Below are 13,084 nucleotides of genomic sequence, written 5' to 3' on the forward strand. Positions count from 1 at the left end.
CGCCGTCATACACCTGAGACAAACGCCGGATACAGCGCGGTGGGCCGCGCCCCGGCACCCGAATTCAAAAAAATATTCAAGAGGGACAAGATGAAAAACCTGTTCAACAGCCTGATCGCCGCCGCCGTCTTCGCCGTGGCGCTGGTTTCGTCCACCGGCGCGGCCAGCGCCGACAAGTGGGTCAAGATCCGCAACCAGACCTCGGTGATCCTCTACCGCTGGTATGCCTCGCCGACCAACACCAATTCCTGGGGGCCCGACCGGCTGGTCTCCAAGCAGATCCCCTCGGGCTATACCTCGACGATCAACCTCGACGGCGCGGGCAATGGCTGCTTCTTCGATTTCCGCGCCGAGTTCATCGACGGCGACGTGCTGGAAAAATTCGGCGTCGATGTCTGCGGCGGCATCACCTGGACCTATAGCGAATAAGATCGCGCGGGGTCTCGGCAAGCGGCGGCGCAAGGAAATTCCCGATCAATTCGGCCTTGCGTAATTTTGTTGCTTCCGGCAGAAATGCTGCACTGCAACATAAACCGAGTGCGCCATGCCTTCCGAGACCCCGCCCCGCGACCGCCAAGCCGATCGGCATGTATCAGGGGCCGATCGCCAAGCCGACCGGCTTGCCTCCGGGGCCGATCGCCAAGCCGATCGGCTTGCCTCCGGGGCCGATCGCCAAGCCGATCGGCCGTGGCTCTTCCGCACCTATGCGGGCCATTCCACGGCCAGGGCCTCCAACGCGCTCTACCGCACCAACCTTGCCAAAGGGCAGACCGGCCTTTCGGTCGCCTTCGACCTGCCGACGCAGACCGGCTATGACAGCGACCACACGCTCGCGCGCGGCGAGGTGGGCAAGGTCGGCGTACCGGTGGCGCATCTGGGCGATATGCGGATGCTGTTCGAGGATATTCCGCTCGACCGGATGAATACCTCGATGACGATCAACGCCACCGCCCCCTGGTTGCTGGCGCTCTATATCGCGGTGGCCGAGGAGCAGGGAGCGGATATCTCAGGGCTGCAAGGCACGGTGCAGAACGATCTGATCAAGGAATACCTGTCGCGCGGCACCTATGTCTGCCCGCCGCAGCCCTCGCTGCGGATGATCACCGATGTCGCGGCCTATACCCGCGAGCACCTGCCGAAATGGAACCCGATGAATATCTGTTCCTACCATTTGCAGGAAGCGGGCGCGACGCCGGAGGAAGAGCTGGCCTTCGCGCTGGCCACCGCCACGACCGTGCTCGACGATCTGCGCCAAAAGGTGCCCGCCGAGCATTTCCCCGAAATGGTCGGGCGGATTTCGTTCTTCGTGAATGCCGGCATCCGTTTCATCACCGAAATGAGCAAGATGCGCGCTTTCGTCGAGTTGTGGGACGAGATCACCGCCGAACGCTACGGCGTGGAAGACCCGAAATTCCGCCGCTTCCGCTATGGCGTGCAGGTCAACTCGCTTGGCCTCACCGAACAGCAGCCGGAGAATAACGTTTATCGTATTCTGCTGGAGATGCTGGCGGTGACGCTCAGCAAGAACGCCCGCGCCCGCGCGGTGCAATTGCCCGCCTGGAACGAGGCGCTCGGCCTGCCGCGCCCGTGGGACCAGCAATGGTCGCTTCGGATGCAGCAGATCCTCGCCTTCGAGACCGACCTGCTGGAATACGACGATATCTTCGACGGCAACCCGGCCATCGAGCGCAAGGTCGAAGAGCTGAAAGCCGGCGCCCGCGCCGAGCTGGCCCAGATCGACGCGATGGGCGGGGCGATGGACGCGATTGAATATATGAAATCGCGCCTGGTGGAATCGAATGCCGAGCGGATTGCCCGGATCGAAGCCGGGCAGACCACCGTGGTCGGTGTGAATAAATGGACCGAACACGCCCCCTCGCCGCTCACCTCCGGCCCCGAAGCGATCATGGTCGCCGACCCGCAGGCCGAGGCCGATCAGATCGCCCGGCTCGAAGCCTGGCGGGCCGCGCGCGACGAGGCGGCCGTTCAGGCCGCGCTCGACGAGTTGCGCCGCGTGGCGCAATCGGGCGGGAATGTCATGCCCGCCTCGATTGCCGCCGCCAGGGCCGGGGCCACCACCGGCGAATGGGGCGATGCGGTGCGCGCCACCTTCGGCCAGTATCGCGGCCCCACCGGCGTCAGCAAGAACCCGTCGAACCGCACCGAGGGGCTCGACGATATTCGCGCCCGCGTCGATGCCGTCTCGGATGCGCTGGGGCGGCGGCTCAAATTCGTTGTCGGCAAGCCGGGGCTCGACGGCCATTCCAACGGCGCCGAACAGATCGCCGCCCGCGCCCGCGATTGCGGAATGGACATCACCTATGAGGGTATCCGCCTCACGCCGGAAGAAATCGTGGAAAGCGCCAGGCGCGACGGCGCGCATGTGGTGGGCCTGTCGATCCTGTCCGGCTCGCATATTCCGCTGATCGAAGAGCTGATGGAGCGGATGCGCGCGGCGGGGCTGGGCCATGTTCCGGTGGTCGCGGGCGGGATTATTCCCGAAGACGACGCCGCGCGGCTCGTGGCGATGGGTGTGGCGAAAGTATACACGCCCAAGGATTTCGAGCTGAACACGATCATGGCCGATATCGTCGCCCTCGCCGATCCGAGGGCAAAGGCGGCGGAATAATGGAGGGGCTGGCCGATACCGCCCTGCGCGCCCACGTCGAGGGCCGGGTGCAGGGCGTGGCGTTTCGCGCCTGGACGAAAGGCCGCGCCCGCGCGCTTGGCCTGACGGGCTGGGTGCGCAACGAGGCCGATGGCTCGGTGAGCGCGCTTATCGCGGGCGATACCGAGAGCGTGGCGCAGATGGTGCGCGCCCTGCATGACGGTCCGATCCATGCGCGCGTGACCCGTGTGACCACCGAACGCGCCGACCCGGCCGAAGCGCCGCCGGATTTTCGCGTGATCTACTGAACGGGTCCACAACCCCGCCGGAGTTTTCGGGCAATCACGATGCGCGGTTTATTTCAATTCTGATTCCGGATTACCTGAATCCCTTTCAAATAATTTTTAGTTTTGATAAAGTGGCGACGCAAAAAAGATGTTATTCAGCAGCCATCACCATGGAGCCAACATGAAAGTCGACCTCAAAGGGCTTAACCGCCGCCAGCTTGAACGCCTGCGCGCGGATATCGACAAGGCGTTGGACCGCCTCACCGAGACCGAGAAAAAAGAAGCCCTGAAAGCGGCGGAAAAAGCGGCCAAGGCGCACGGATATTCTCTCGACGAGCTGACCGCGAAAGCCAGCGCCCCCGCCGCGCCGAAAAAACCGGCCGCACCGAAAAAACCGGCAAAGGCAAAAGCCGCGAATAACGGCGATGGCCGCGCCAAGGTCGCGCCGAAATACCGCAACCCCGACAATGCCGGTGATACCTGGTCGGGCCGGGGCCGGGCGCCAAACTGGATGGTCGCGCATATCGAGGCCGGCGGCGTGAAGGACGATCTGAAAATCTGATCCTGTCCCGGAGCAGGAAAATATGGGCGCAGCGCGGAATTCAACGCGCCGCGCCCATTCCGTTTGTCAGCCCCCCCTTGCCCTCCGCCCGACGCTGGCGCGATAAAGAGCCGGGACAGCAACAGGAGAGGGGCATCCCATGACCATTCATATCGGAGCGAAACCCGGCCAGATCGCCGAAACCGTGCTGATGCCGGGCGATCCCTACCGCGCGAAATGGGCCGCCGAGACATTCCTCGACGATGCCGAACTGGTGAATGAAACCCGGGGGATGCTGGGCTTTACCGGCAGCTGGAAGGGCAACCGCGTCACCATTCAGGGATCGGGCATGGGGATGCCGAGCCTGTCGATCTACGCCAACGAACTGATCCGCGATTACGGCGCGAAAACGCTGATCCGCGTCGGCTCGGCGGGCGCGATGCAGGAACACATCAAGGTGCGCGACGTGGTGCTGGCCATGACCTCGTCCACCATCGCCACCCCGTCGACGGGGTTCTTCCGCGAGTTGAACTATGCGCCGGTGGCCGATTACGGGCTGCTCGCCGCCGCCCATGACGCCGCGCGGGCCAAGGGCGTACCGACCCATGTGGGCGGGATCTATTCGTCAGACGTATTCTACGCCGAGCGCCCCGATCTCGACGAACAGATGATCCGCCACGGCGTGCTTGCCGTCGAGATGGAGGCCGCCGAGCTTTACATCCTCGCCGCCCGCCATGGCGTGCGCGCGCTTGCCGTGCTCACCATCTCCGACCATCTCATCACCCACGAAAGCCTGCCCAGCGACCAGCGCGAACAAAGCTTCGGCGACATGATCGACATCGCGCTCCACGCCGCCTTCACCTGAGGATTCCATGACCTTCGAAACCCAACTCGACCGTCTCGCCCAGCTTTCCGTCGCCTTCGGGCTCGGCCTGAAGCCGGGGCAGGAACTGGTGCTCACCGCCGATATCGGCGCGATCGACCTCGTGCGCCGGATCACCCGCGCCGCCTACGAGGCCGGGGCCTCCAACGTGCTCGCGCTCTATGCCGACGATGCCAGCACGCTGGCGCGCTACACCCACGGCACCGAGGCCGCCTTCGACTATGCCCCCGGCTGGCTCTACGAGGCGATGGGCAAGGCGCTGACCAACGGCGCCGCCCGGCTCGCCATCGCCGGCGCCACGCCCGGCCTGCTTGCCGGGCAGAACCCCGATCACGTCGCCCGGGTCAACACCGCCACCTCCCGGGCCGCCAAGCCGTTCATCGACGCGATCACCTCCGGCGTGACGAACTGGAACATCGTCCCCTTCGTCACCCCCGGCTGGGCCAGGCAGGTCTTCCCCGATTTGCCCGAGGCCGAGGCGGTGGACAAGCTCTGGGGCCATGTCTTCACCGCGCTGCGGCTCGACCATGACGATCCGGAAGCCGCCTGGCGCAAGGCGTTCGAAACGCTCGACGCCCGCAAGGCGCATCTGCAGGGGCTCAGCCTCGACGCGCTGCATTTCGAAGGCGGCGGCACCGATCTCACCCTCGGCCTTGCGAAAGGCCATGTCTGGGCCGGCGGCGGGCTGGCGCTGGACAACGGCACCGCCTATGCGCCGAACCTGCCAACCGAAGAGATCTTCTCGATGCCCGACCGGGGCCGGGCCGATGGCCGCGCCGTCTTCACCAAACCCTCGGTGATCAATGGCACCATCGTCGAAGGGCTGGTGGTGGAGTTTGCCGGCGGCAAGGCGGTGAAGATCGAGGCCGAGACGAATGCCGAGGTCGCCCGTACCTGGTTCACCACCGACGAGGGCGCGAGCCGCCTTGGCGAAGTGGCGCTGGTGCCCGAAAGCTCGCCCATCGCCCGCTCGGGCGTGCTCTATTTCAACACGCTGTTCGACGAGAACGCCGCCTGCCACATCGCCTTCGGCAACGCCTATGCGATGAACCTCGCCCCGGGCGCCGACCGTGAGGCGGCGGGGATGAACGCGAGCAAGATCCACCACGATGTGATGATCGGCGGCCCGGACATATCCGTAACCGGCCTCGGCGCCGATGGCAGCCGCCACCCGATCATGAAAGACGGCGAATTCGTCATCTGAGGAGAAACTCAATGAAAAAACGCAAGCTGGGCCGCAACGGCCCGGAGGTCTCGGCTATCGGCCTCGGATGCATGAGCTTCGGCGGCTTCTACGGCGCGACCGGGCAGGAAGAAAGCTTCGCCACGCTCGATGCCGCCTGGGCGCTGGGGATCGACTTTCTCGACACCTCCAACATCTACGGCCCCCATATCTCGGAAGAGGTGATCGGTGCATGGCAGGCCGACCGCGGCAAGCGCTTCAAGATCGCCACCAAAGGCGGCATCGTGATCGGCGCGCCCCGCGGCACCGCGGACAATTCCGAGGCCTATCTGCGCGGCGAGCTGGAAGCGTCGATGAAGCGGCTTGGCGTCGACAATGTGGCGCTCTACTACATTCACCGCCGCGACTGGTCGATCCCGATCGAGACGGTCACCGAGACATTGCTGAAGCTGAAGAAGGAAGGGCTGATCGGCGCCATCGGCTATTCGGAGATCTCGCCCGCCTCGCTGCGGCTCGCCGCGGCTGTCGGCCATGTCGACGCGGTGCAGTCGGAATACTCGCTCTGGACCCGCCTGCCCGAGCTCGGGATGATTCAGGCCTGCGCCGAACTGGGCACCGCCTTCGTGCCCTTCTCGCCGCTCGGGCGCGGGATATTCTCGGATGTCGACCTCGACCCGGGCACCTTCGGCGACAAGGATTTCCGCAGGGCCAACCCGCGCTTCTCGGGCCGCAACTTCCGCCACAACATGGAGTATGTCCGCGAGCTGCGCGCCTTCTCCGCCGAACGGGGCTGGACCACGGCGGCCACGGCGATTGCCTGGACGCTGCAACAGGGCGACCACCTGATCCCGATCCCCGCCACCCGCGCGCCGGCGCACCTCGCCGCCTGGGCCGGGGCCGACGAGATCGTCTTCAGCGACGACGACCGCGCCGAGCTGGAACGTATCCTTCCGGTGGGCTGGGCGATGGGCGACCGCTATGCCTACCAGCAACTCGTCGGGATCGAGCGGTATTGCTGATTTCGGATTGCCTGTCGGCAATCCGACCCGCCGGGGGGCTGTCTGCCCCCCGGACCCCCCGAAGGTATTTCCCGAACAGAGAAGAGGAAGGGTCAGCGGCCATGTGAGCGGTCGTAGCCGTTCGGCTTCGGCGGTTCCCAGCCATCGAGCGCCCCGGCCCGCGGCGCGAAGATCTCCACCAGCAGCGGATAGCAGGCCGCCGCGTCCGACGAATGCCCCGCCGAGCAATCGCCGCCCGGGCAGGCGGACAGCGCGCCGATCAGGTCGATCTCGGCGAAGATCTCCAGATAATCGCCGGACCTGACCGGGCTCGCCTTCATGAAATACTGCCCCGTATCGCGGGTGAAGCCGGTGCACATGAACACGTTCAGCACGTCATGCACCTGCGCCTCCGCCTCGGCGAGCGGCAGGTGCCGGTGATCGGCGAGCGCCCGGGTCAGGTTCGAATGGCAGCAATAATGGTAGGGATCGCCGGTGAGCAGGCAGTTTGTATAGGGATCGCAACGGGTGCCGATCACATCATGCACCGAGCCGCCATCTGCGTCGATCCCGTACCAGTCCAGCGTATCGGCCACGATGGTCGCCATCGGGCGCAGATGCGGGAAGGACGACCACATCCGGTCGCCGGTGGACAGATGCGTGCCGTGAAGGGCGCGGGTCTTGCCGGAATAGAACCGCTCCGAAAGGTCATGGGCGCTCCACAGGTTGAGATCGCCCACCTGCGGCCCCCCGACCGCGCTGATGCGCGCAAACTGCCCCGCCGCCACCTCGAAGGCGCGCGCATCGCGCGGCGGCACCAGCACCTCGCCCCGCTTCGCCGCCCCTGCCCGCGCGGCACGGTAAAGTGCGAGATCGGGCGCGGGGAGGGTTTCGGGCGGGTAGACGATCACCGGCGCCATGGCGCGGCGCGCCTCGGCATCGGCGGGCGCCGCGTGCTCGGGTTTTTCCGGTTTCATCGCGCCGCTCCTTTTTCTTGGCGAAAATACTCTCGCCGAAGGCATGAAAGCTTGTCGAGCCATTTCCCGATTGCGCCCGCGCCGGGGCTTTGTTGAGATAGGCCAGATCACGAGGACCGATCCATGCCCGCTGTTCCGCCCCCCGACCGGGTGCCGCCACACACCGCAACCCGCTCTCAGACCATCGCAGAGGTGGAGCTGAGTACCAGGGCACTGCGCTCCCGCGATCCCGCCGGGCTCGGCGCGTGGCGCGCAGGCGTCGACCGTCTGCCCGGCATCCGGCGCGCGGCCGCCGCCCTGCTCGCCGGCGTGCTGCTGGCCGGGTGCAGCAATCTCGGGCTGCCGCAGGTGCATCGCGATTTCGCCGGCTTGCCCGCGGATGCCGATCCGAAGAGCTTCACCTGTTGTCACGATCCCGAGCGCTGGCCCGAGGCCGTCGCCAATCTGAGCCTCGCCATCGCCCCGGTGGCGCTGGAGCTGAACCCGCTCGACGATGGCGACATTCCCGGCACGCTCACCGGCAAGACCGAGGCGCACCAGCATATCGTCGACACCGCCCGCCCGCTCGATCTGCTGCTCTTCGCCAACAAGACCTATATCGGCGGCCGCTTCGTGCCCGGCCGCTTCACCCATTCGGCGATCTATCTCGGCACCGAGCGCGAGCTGCGCGCGGCGGGGCTGTGGAACGATCCCGCCTTCGTGCCGCTGCATGACCAGATCCGGGCGGGCCAGATCTTTCTCGAAGCTTTCCGCCCCGAGGTCCGCCTGATCGACCCGGCCACGCTTTTGCAGACCGACTCGGTGGCGATCCTGCGGCCCAGGCTCAGCCCCGGCCAGCGCCGCGAGGCGGCGCGGCGGGGCGTGTCGAAGCTGGGCGTACCCTTCGATTACTGGTTCGACAGCCGCACTACCGATACCCTCGCCTGCACCGAGCTGATCGCCTATGCGATGCCCTGGATCCAATTCGAGGAAACCGTGTCCTACGGCCGCCCGGCGGTGATGCCCGACAGCATGGTGGCGCAAGGTATCCGCGGCGAGGGGCTGAGCTTCGTCGAGCATGTGCGCGGCGTCGAGGGCGGCGGCTACGTGGTCGAAGGGCCACGCGGCGCGATGCAGGACATCGCCGCCTTCTGGGGGCCACCACCCGTCTGATTGTTGGCAGAGGCGGCGCAAACCGCTAGACTTGGTGGTGAGGTGCGTTGCAGGGGACAACGGGAATGGCATTTGCCAGACAGATCGGTCACGGGCCGCGCCGGGCGGCTGTATTGCTCGCCTTCGGCGCGCTTTCGGCCTGTTCCTACGCCTATGTGACGCCCGATTTCACCACCGCGGCCAAGAATATGGACCCGGCCACGTTCGAATGCTGCGCCGATCCGGAAAAGTTCTATCCGCCGGGCCTGACCGAGCTTGCGCTCACCCTCGGCAATGCGCTCGGCCCCACCGCCTCGCAACTCGTCTATGGCGATTACGAGGAAAGCGAATATCCCGGCCTGCTCACGGGCAAGACGGCGGCCCATGCCGATATCGTGCGCCGGCTCGATCCGTTCGACATCCTGCTCATCTCCAACCATTCCTATCAGATCGGGCGGCTGATGCCCGGGCGGTTCTCGCATTCGCTGGTCTATATCGGCACCGAGGGCGAGTTGCGCGCCGCCGGGCTGTGGAGCCACCCCGCGCTCGTCCCCTATCGCGACGATATCCGTGCCGGCAAGACGCTGATGGAGGCCGCCTGGCCCGACGTGCACCTGATCGAGCCGCACAAGGCGTTCGAGACGGATCAGGTTCTGCTGATGCGGCCCAGGCTTTCGGCCAGCGAGAAGCGCGCGGCTTTCGCGCGGATGTTCTCGGTGATGGGCAAGCCCTTCAACTTCACGCTCGGGATCGACCCGACCGCCGAGAGCTTCGCCTGCACCGGGCTTGTGGATTACGGGATGCCGGAACTCGGCTTCACCCACCGCGAGGTCTATGGCCAGACCGTGGTGATGCCCGACGATGTGGCGGCGCAGGCGGTGCGTGACGACAAGCTCGATTTCATCGCCTATGTCGCGGGCACGGAAGACGGCTACAAGCTGCGCAGCGAATATGCGCTGATGGTCGAGCTTGCCGCCTATTGGGGCGTGCCGGGGCAGGAGTGATTGCCGGAAAAAGGCAAGGCGGACCCGCGGATCAGGCCCGCCCGCTACGGAAAATGCGTGAATCCGACAAGGATCAGAAGAACGCCTGCAGCCCGGTCTGTGCCCGGCCGAGGATCAGCGCGTGCACGTCGTGGGTGCCCTCGTAGGTGTTGACCGTTTCGAGGTTGATCATGTGGCGGATCACCTGGAACTCGCCGGAAATGCCGTTGCCGCCGTGCATGTCGCGGGCGTTGCGGGCCACGTCGAGCGCCTTGCCGCAGTTGTTGCGCTTCATCAGGCTGATCATCTCGGGCGCGGCATTGCCCTCGTCCATCAGGCGGCCCACGCGGAGCGAGCCTTGCAGGCCCAGCGCGATCTCGGTCTGCATATCGGCGAGCTTTTTCTGGAACAGCTGCGTGCCCGCCAGCGGTTTGCCGAACTGGTGCCGGTCGAGTCCGTATTGCCGGGCGGCATGCCAGCAGAATTCGGCCGCCCCGAGCACGCCCCAGGAGATGCCGTAGCGGGCGCGGTTGAGGCAGCCGAAGGGGCCTTTCAGCCCTTCGACATTGGGCAGAAGCGCGTCCTCTCCCAGCTCGACTCCCTCCATCACGATCTCGCCAGTGACCGAGGCCCGCAGCGAAAGCTTGTTCTGGATCTTCGGCGCCGACAGGCCCGCCATGCCCTTTTCCAGCACGAAGCCACGGATCTTGCCGCCATGCGCGTCTGACCTGGCCCAGACCACGAACACATCCGCGATCGGCGCGTTGGAAATCCACATCTTGGTGCCGGTGAGCCGGTAGCCGGTGGCGGTTTTCTCGGCGCGGGTCTTCATGCCGCCGGGATCGGAGCCGGCATCCGGCTCGGTCAGGCCGAAGCAGCCGATGAGTTCGCCCGAGGCGAGGCCGGGCAGGTATTTGCGGCGCTGCTCTTCCGAGCCATAGGCATAGATCGGATACATCACCAGGCTCGACTGTACCGACATCATCGAGCGGTAGCCCGAATCGACGCGCTCGACCTCTCGCGCCACCAACCCGTAACTCACGTAAGAGCCTCCGAGCCCGCCATATTCCTCCGGCACGGTCACGCCGAGCAGGCCCATCCCGCCCATTTCGCGGAAGATCGCCGGGTCGGTCTCTTCGTTCTCGAAGGCCGAGATCACGCGGGGGGCCAGCTTTTCCTGCGCATAGGCGCGGGCCGAGTCGCGGATCATGCGCTCGTCTTCCGCAAGCTGGCTGTCGAGCCGGAACGGATCTTCCCAGTCGAAACCGGACAGTTCGGGGCGGCTCCTGGCAGGTAGCTCGTGGGTCATGTGAATCTCCGTCGCCTGTGTCGCCCCCGGTATTGCGCAATATTCTGAGCAATGCTAGGAGAAATTTGCGCAACATCGAGGCGAGGCGCGGGATGAACGACGAATTCGACGTGGGCGGGCGGCTGAAGACGCTGCGCCAGCAGGCCGGGCTGAGCCAGCGCCAGCTGGCCGAGCGGGCGGGCGTGCCGCACGGGCAGATCTCGATGATCGAAACCGGGCGCTCCTCGCCCTCGGTCGCCTCGCTCCGGCGCATTCTCGGCGGACTTGGCATCACCATGTCGGCCTTTTTCGCCCCCGACGAGGCGCCGGCGCAGCGGGTCTTCTTCCGCGCCGGGGAGTTGACCGACCTGACCGGCCAGCTTGGCGACGGGGTGGCCATCGCGCAGGTCGGCGATGCGCTGGCGCACGGGCTGCAGATCCTGTCGGAGACCTATGCGCCGGGGGCCGATACCGGCGAGGCGATGCTCGACCACGAGGCCAATGAGGGCGGCATCGTGGTGGCGGGCGAGATCGAGGTGAGTGTGGGCGGCGAGCGCGCCGTGCTCGGCCCCGGCGATGCCTATCTGTTCGACAGCCGCGCGCCGCACCGCTTCCGCAATATCGGCGATACGCCGGCCCGCATCATCTCGGCCTGCACGCCGCCCTATCTGTGAGGAAACGCCCATGAAACCGCTCGAAGGCCTCAAGGTGGTCGAACTCGCCCGCATCCTCGCCGGGCCGTGGGCCGGGCAGGCGCTGGCCGATCTGGGCGCCGAGGTGGTGAAGGTCGAAAGCCCCGAGGGCGACGATACCCGCCGCTGGGGTCCGCCCTGGATCGAGCGCGAGGGCGACAGGACCGCCGCCTATTTCTACGCCGCGAACCGGGGCAAAAGCGCCGTGGTGGCCGATTTTTCCACCCCCGAAGGGCAGGAGAAAGTGCGCGCGCTGGTGGCGGATGCGGATATCCTGATCGAAAATTTCAAGGTCGGCGGGCTGGTGAAATACGGGCTGGATTACGACAGCCTGAAGGCGCTGAACCCGCGGCTGATCTATTGCTCGATCACCGGCTTCGGGCAGGACGGGCCGCGCGCCAACCAGCCGGGCTACGACTTCATCATTCAGGGCCTGTCGGGGCTGATGTCGATCACCGGCGAGGCCGGGGGCCAGCCGATGAAGGTGGGCGTGGCGGTGACGGATGTGGTCACCGGGCTTTACGCCACCATCGGCATTCTCGCCGCCGTCGAGCAACGCCACCGCACCGGGCGCGGGCAGCGCGTCGATCTGTCATTGCTCGACAGCGCCACCGCGCTTCTGGCCAACCAGGCGATGAACTACCTCGCAACCGGCCAGAGCCCCGGCCGGATGGGCAACGCCCACCCCAATCTGGTGCCCTATGAGGTGGTGCCGGTGGCCGATGGCCACGTGATCGTCGCGGTGGGAAACGACAGGCAATTCCGCGCGCTCGCCACCCTGCTCGGCATGGAGAGCCTTGCCGGCAACCCGCTCTTCGCCAGCAACGCCCTGCGGATCGAAAACCGCGAGATGCTGATGGGGATCATCGCGGAAGCCACGGCGGCATGGCAGCGCGCGCCACTGCTCGCCGCGCTGGAACAGGCCGGCGTGCCCGGCGGCCCGATCAACGAGATCGCCGATACCTTCGCCGACCCGCAGGTGGTGGCGCGGGGGCTGAAGATCATGCCCGAAGGTGTGCCCGGCGTGCGCGGACCGTGGCGCTTTTCCGAGGCGGAACTGGCACTCGACAGGAGCGCGCCGACCCTGCCGAAAGGCTGAGGCGGCGGCGCGCTTACATCAGCCCGCGCCAGACAATCACCGCCAGCGCCAGTGCCGCCACCACGATCAGGTTGAAGGCATTGCCCGCAAGCCAGTTGACCGCAAAGGTGGTGCGCCGCTCCCAGGGGTCGATCCGGCCCAGCATACGCTCGGCCACGTCGCAGGCGGCGGCGATCCGGTCATAGTCGATCTGGCGGGCCAGCTTCGGCGTGGCGGCCATGCGCTGCGCAAGCAAGAGCTGTTCGCCCGCGTCGCGCACCGCGCGCGGCAAGCGCCGCCCACCTCGGCCAAGCTTGGCCGAAAGCCCCGTGCCGCGGATGTCGAGCCGCTCTTCGATCAAGTGCGCCAAACGGTCGGCGCGCGCCTGCAAATCCATTACCGTTCCCCCGAACGCTGCGAGACTAAGCGATCGCG

Annotated in this window: 14 protein-coding genes; 11 read left to right on the forward strand and 3 right to left on the reverse strand. The window is 66.3% G+C overall.

What is annotated here, in order from left to right; genetic code table 11:
* Positions 1–90 precede the first annotated feature (90 nt).
* The 7 genes from QMG28_RS09820 to QMG28_RS09850 all read left to right on the forward strand — a co-directional run bounded on the left by QMG28_RS09820 (position 91) and on the right by QMG28_RS09850 (position 6,521).
* Entirely contained in the window at positions 91–429 is a 339-nt protein-coding gene (locus QMG28_RS09820; protein ID WP_281842097.1) for a hypothetical protein, read from the forward strand.
* A 115-nt stretch (positions 430–544) separates the two neighbouring features.
* Complete coding sequence (locus QMG28_RS09825) at positions 545–2,629, forward strand: protein meaA (RefSeq protein ID WP_281842098.1); 2,085 nt, start codon at positions 545–547, stop codon at positions 2,627–2,629.
* Complete coding sequence (locus QMG28_RS09830; protein WP_281842099.1) at positions 2,629–2,916, forward strand: acylphosphatase; 288 nt, start codon at positions 2,629–2,631, stop codon at positions 2,914–2,916. The genes QMG28_RS09825 and QMG28_RS09830 overlap by 1 nt, the downstream gene beginning before the upstream one ends.
* 160 nt (positions 2,917–3,076) lie before the next feature.
* The gene (locus QMG28_RS09835; protein WP_281842101.1) at positions 3,077–3,457 is read left to right on the forward strand and encodes an H-NS histone family protein; all 381 of its coding nucleotides are present in this window, start codon (positions 3,077–3,079) and stop codon (positions 3,455–3,457) included.
* A gap of 139 nt (positions 3,458–3,596) precedes the next feature.
* Positions 3,597–4,301 carry a purine-nucleoside phosphorylase gene (gene deoD / locus QMG28_RS09840; protein ID WP_281842102.1) on the forward strand — a complete coding sequence of 235 codons (705 nt, stop codon included), beginning with the start codon at positions 3,597–3,599 and terminating at the stop codon, positions 4,299–4,301.
* Between the two features lie 7 nt (positions 4,302–4,308).
* On the forward strand, positions 4,309–5,523 hold the full coding sequence (locus tag QMG28_RS09845; protein ID WP_281842103.1) for an aminopeptidase: 1,215 nt from the start codon (positions 4,309–4,311) through the stop codon (positions 5,521–5,523).
* A gap of 11 nt (positions 5,524–5,534) precedes the next feature.
* Complete coding sequence (locus QMG28_RS09850; protein ID WP_281842104.1) at positions 5,535–6,521, forward strand: aldo/keto reductase; 987 nt, start codon at positions 5,535–5,537, stop codon at positions 6,519–6,521.
* Positions 6,522–6,613: 92 nt separating this feature from the next.
* Here QMG28_RS09850 and QMG28_RS09855 read toward each other — a convergent pair whose 3' ends face one another.
* Entirely contained in the window at positions 6,614–7,477 is an 864-nt protein-coding gene (locus tag QMG28_RS09855) for an urea carboxylase-associated family protein (RefSeq protein ID WP_281842105.1), read from the reverse strand.
* Positions 7,478–7,600: 123 nt separating this feature from the next.
* Between QMG28_RS09855 and QMG28_RS09860 the strand changes: the two genes are divergently transcribed.
* A complete protein-coding gene (locus QMG28_RS09860) occupies positions 7,601–8,629 on the forward strand; it encodes a YiiX/YebB-like N1pC/P60 family cysteine hydrolase (RefSeq protein WP_281842106.1) in 1,029 nt (342 codons plus the stop codon).
* 65 nt (positions 8,630–8,694) lie between these two features.
* Positions 8,695–9,612, forward strand: coding sequence for a hypothetical protein (locus tag QMG28_RS09865; protein ID WP_281842107.1), 918 nt, complete (start codon positions 8,695–8,697; stop codon positions 9,610–9,612).
* A gap of 73 nt (positions 9,613–9,685) precedes the next feature.
* Here the strand turns inward: QMG28_RS09865 and QMG28_RS09870 are convergent, their stop codons facing one another.
* Positions 9,686–10,900 (reverse strand): acyl-CoA dehydrogenase, encoded by a 1,215-nt coding sequence (locus QMG28_RS09870; protein WP_281842108.1) that lies wholly within the window; start codon positions 10,898–10,900, stop codon positions 9,686–9,688.
* A gap of 92 nt (positions 10,901–10,992) precedes the next feature.
* Between QMG28_RS09870 and QMG28_RS09875 the strand changes: the two genes are divergently transcribed.
* Both QMG28_RS09875 and QMG28_RS09880 read left to right on the forward strand, forming a co-directional pair.
* On the forward strand, positions 10,993–11,553 hold the full coding sequence (locus QMG28_RS09875) for a cupin domain-containing protein (protein ID WP_281842109.1): 561 nt from the start codon (positions 10,993–10,995) through the stop codon (positions 11,551–11,553).
* Between the two features lie 10 nt (positions 11,554–11,563).
* Complete coding sequence (locus tag QMG28_RS09880; RefSeq protein ID WP_281842110.1) at positions 11,564–12,670, forward strand: CaiB/BaiF CoA transferase family protein; 1,107 nt, start codon at positions 11,564–11,566, stop codon at positions 12,668–12,670.
* Positions 12,671–12,683: 13 nt separating this feature from the next.
* Here QMG28_RS09880 and QMG28_RS09885 read toward each other — a convergent pair whose 3' ends face one another.
* Positions 12,684–13,046, reverse strand: coding sequence for a hypothetical protein (locus tag QMG28_RS09885; RefSeq protein WP_281842111.1), 363 nt, complete (start codon positions 13,044–13,046; stop codon positions 12,684–12,686).
* Positions 13,047–13,084: the final 38 nt, after the last annotated feature.

This window comes from Sinisalibacter aestuarii, assembly GCF_027923545.1.
Taxonomy (GTDB): domain Bacteria; phylum Pseudomonadota; class Alphaproteobacteria; order Rhodobacterales; family Rhodobacteraceae; genus Sinisalibacter; species Sinisalibacter aestuarii.

Excerpts from the sequence above, each read along its gene's own strand:
- deoD (WP_281842102.1), top strand. The coding sequence starts at position 3,597 with ATGACCATTCATATCGGAGCGAAACCCGGCCAGATCGCCGAAACCGTG.
- QMG28_RS09870 (WP_281842108.1), bottom strand. The coding sequence starts at position 10,900 with ATGACCCACGAGCTACCTGCCAGGAGCCGCCCCGAACTGTCCGGTTTC.
- QMG28_RS09850 (WP_281842104.1), top strand. The coding sequence starts at position 5,535 with ATGAAAAAACGCAAGCTGGGCCGCAACGGCCCGGAGGTCTCGGCTATC.
- QMG28_RS09835 (WP_281842101.1), top strand. The coding sequence starts at position 3,077 with ATGAAAGTCGACCTCAAAGGGCTTAACCGCCGCCAGCTTGAACGCCTG.
- QMG28_RS09885 (WP_281842111.1), bottom strand. The coding sequence starts at position 13,046 with ATGGATTTGCAGGCGCGCGCCGACCGTTTGGCGCACTTGATCGAAGAG.
- QMG28_RS09825 (WP_281842098.1), top strand. The coding sequence starts at position 545 with ATGCCTTCCGAGACCCCGCCCCGCGACCGCCAAGCCGATCGGCATGTA.
- QMG28_RS09820 (WP_281842097.1), top strand. The coding sequence starts at position 91 with ATGAAAAACCTGTTCAACAGCCTGATCGCCGCCGCCGTCTTCGCCGTG.
- QMG28_RS09830 (WP_281842099.1), top strand. The coding sequence starts at position 2,629 with ATGGAGGGGCTGGCCGATACCGCCCTGCGCGCCCACGTCGAGGGCCGG.
- QMG28_RS09860 (WP_281842106.1), top strand. The coding sequence starts at position 7,601 with ATGCCCGCTGTTCCGCCCCCCGACCGGGTGCCGCCACACACCGCAACC.
- QMG28_RS09875 (WP_281842109.1), top strand. The coding sequence starts at position 10,993 with ATGAACGACGAATTCGACGTGGGCGGGCGGCTGAAGACGCTGCGCCAG.
- QMG28_RS09865 (WP_281842107.1), top strand. The coding sequence starts at position 8,695 with ATGGCATTTGCCAGACAGATCGGTCACGGGCCGCGCCGGGCGGCTGTA.
- QMG28_RS09855 (WP_281842105.1), bottom strand. The coding sequence starts at position 7,477 with ATGAAACCGGAAAAACCCGAGCACGCGGCGCCCGCCGATGCCGAGGCG.
- QMG28_RS09880 (WP_281842110.1), top strand. The coding sequence starts at position 11,564 with ATGAAACCGCTCGAAGGCCTCAAGGTGGTCGAACTCGCCCGCATCCTC.
- QMG28_RS09845 (WP_281842103.1), top strand. The coding sequence starts at position 4,309 with ATGACCTTCGAAACCCAACTCGACCGTCTCGCCCAGCTTTCCGTCGCC.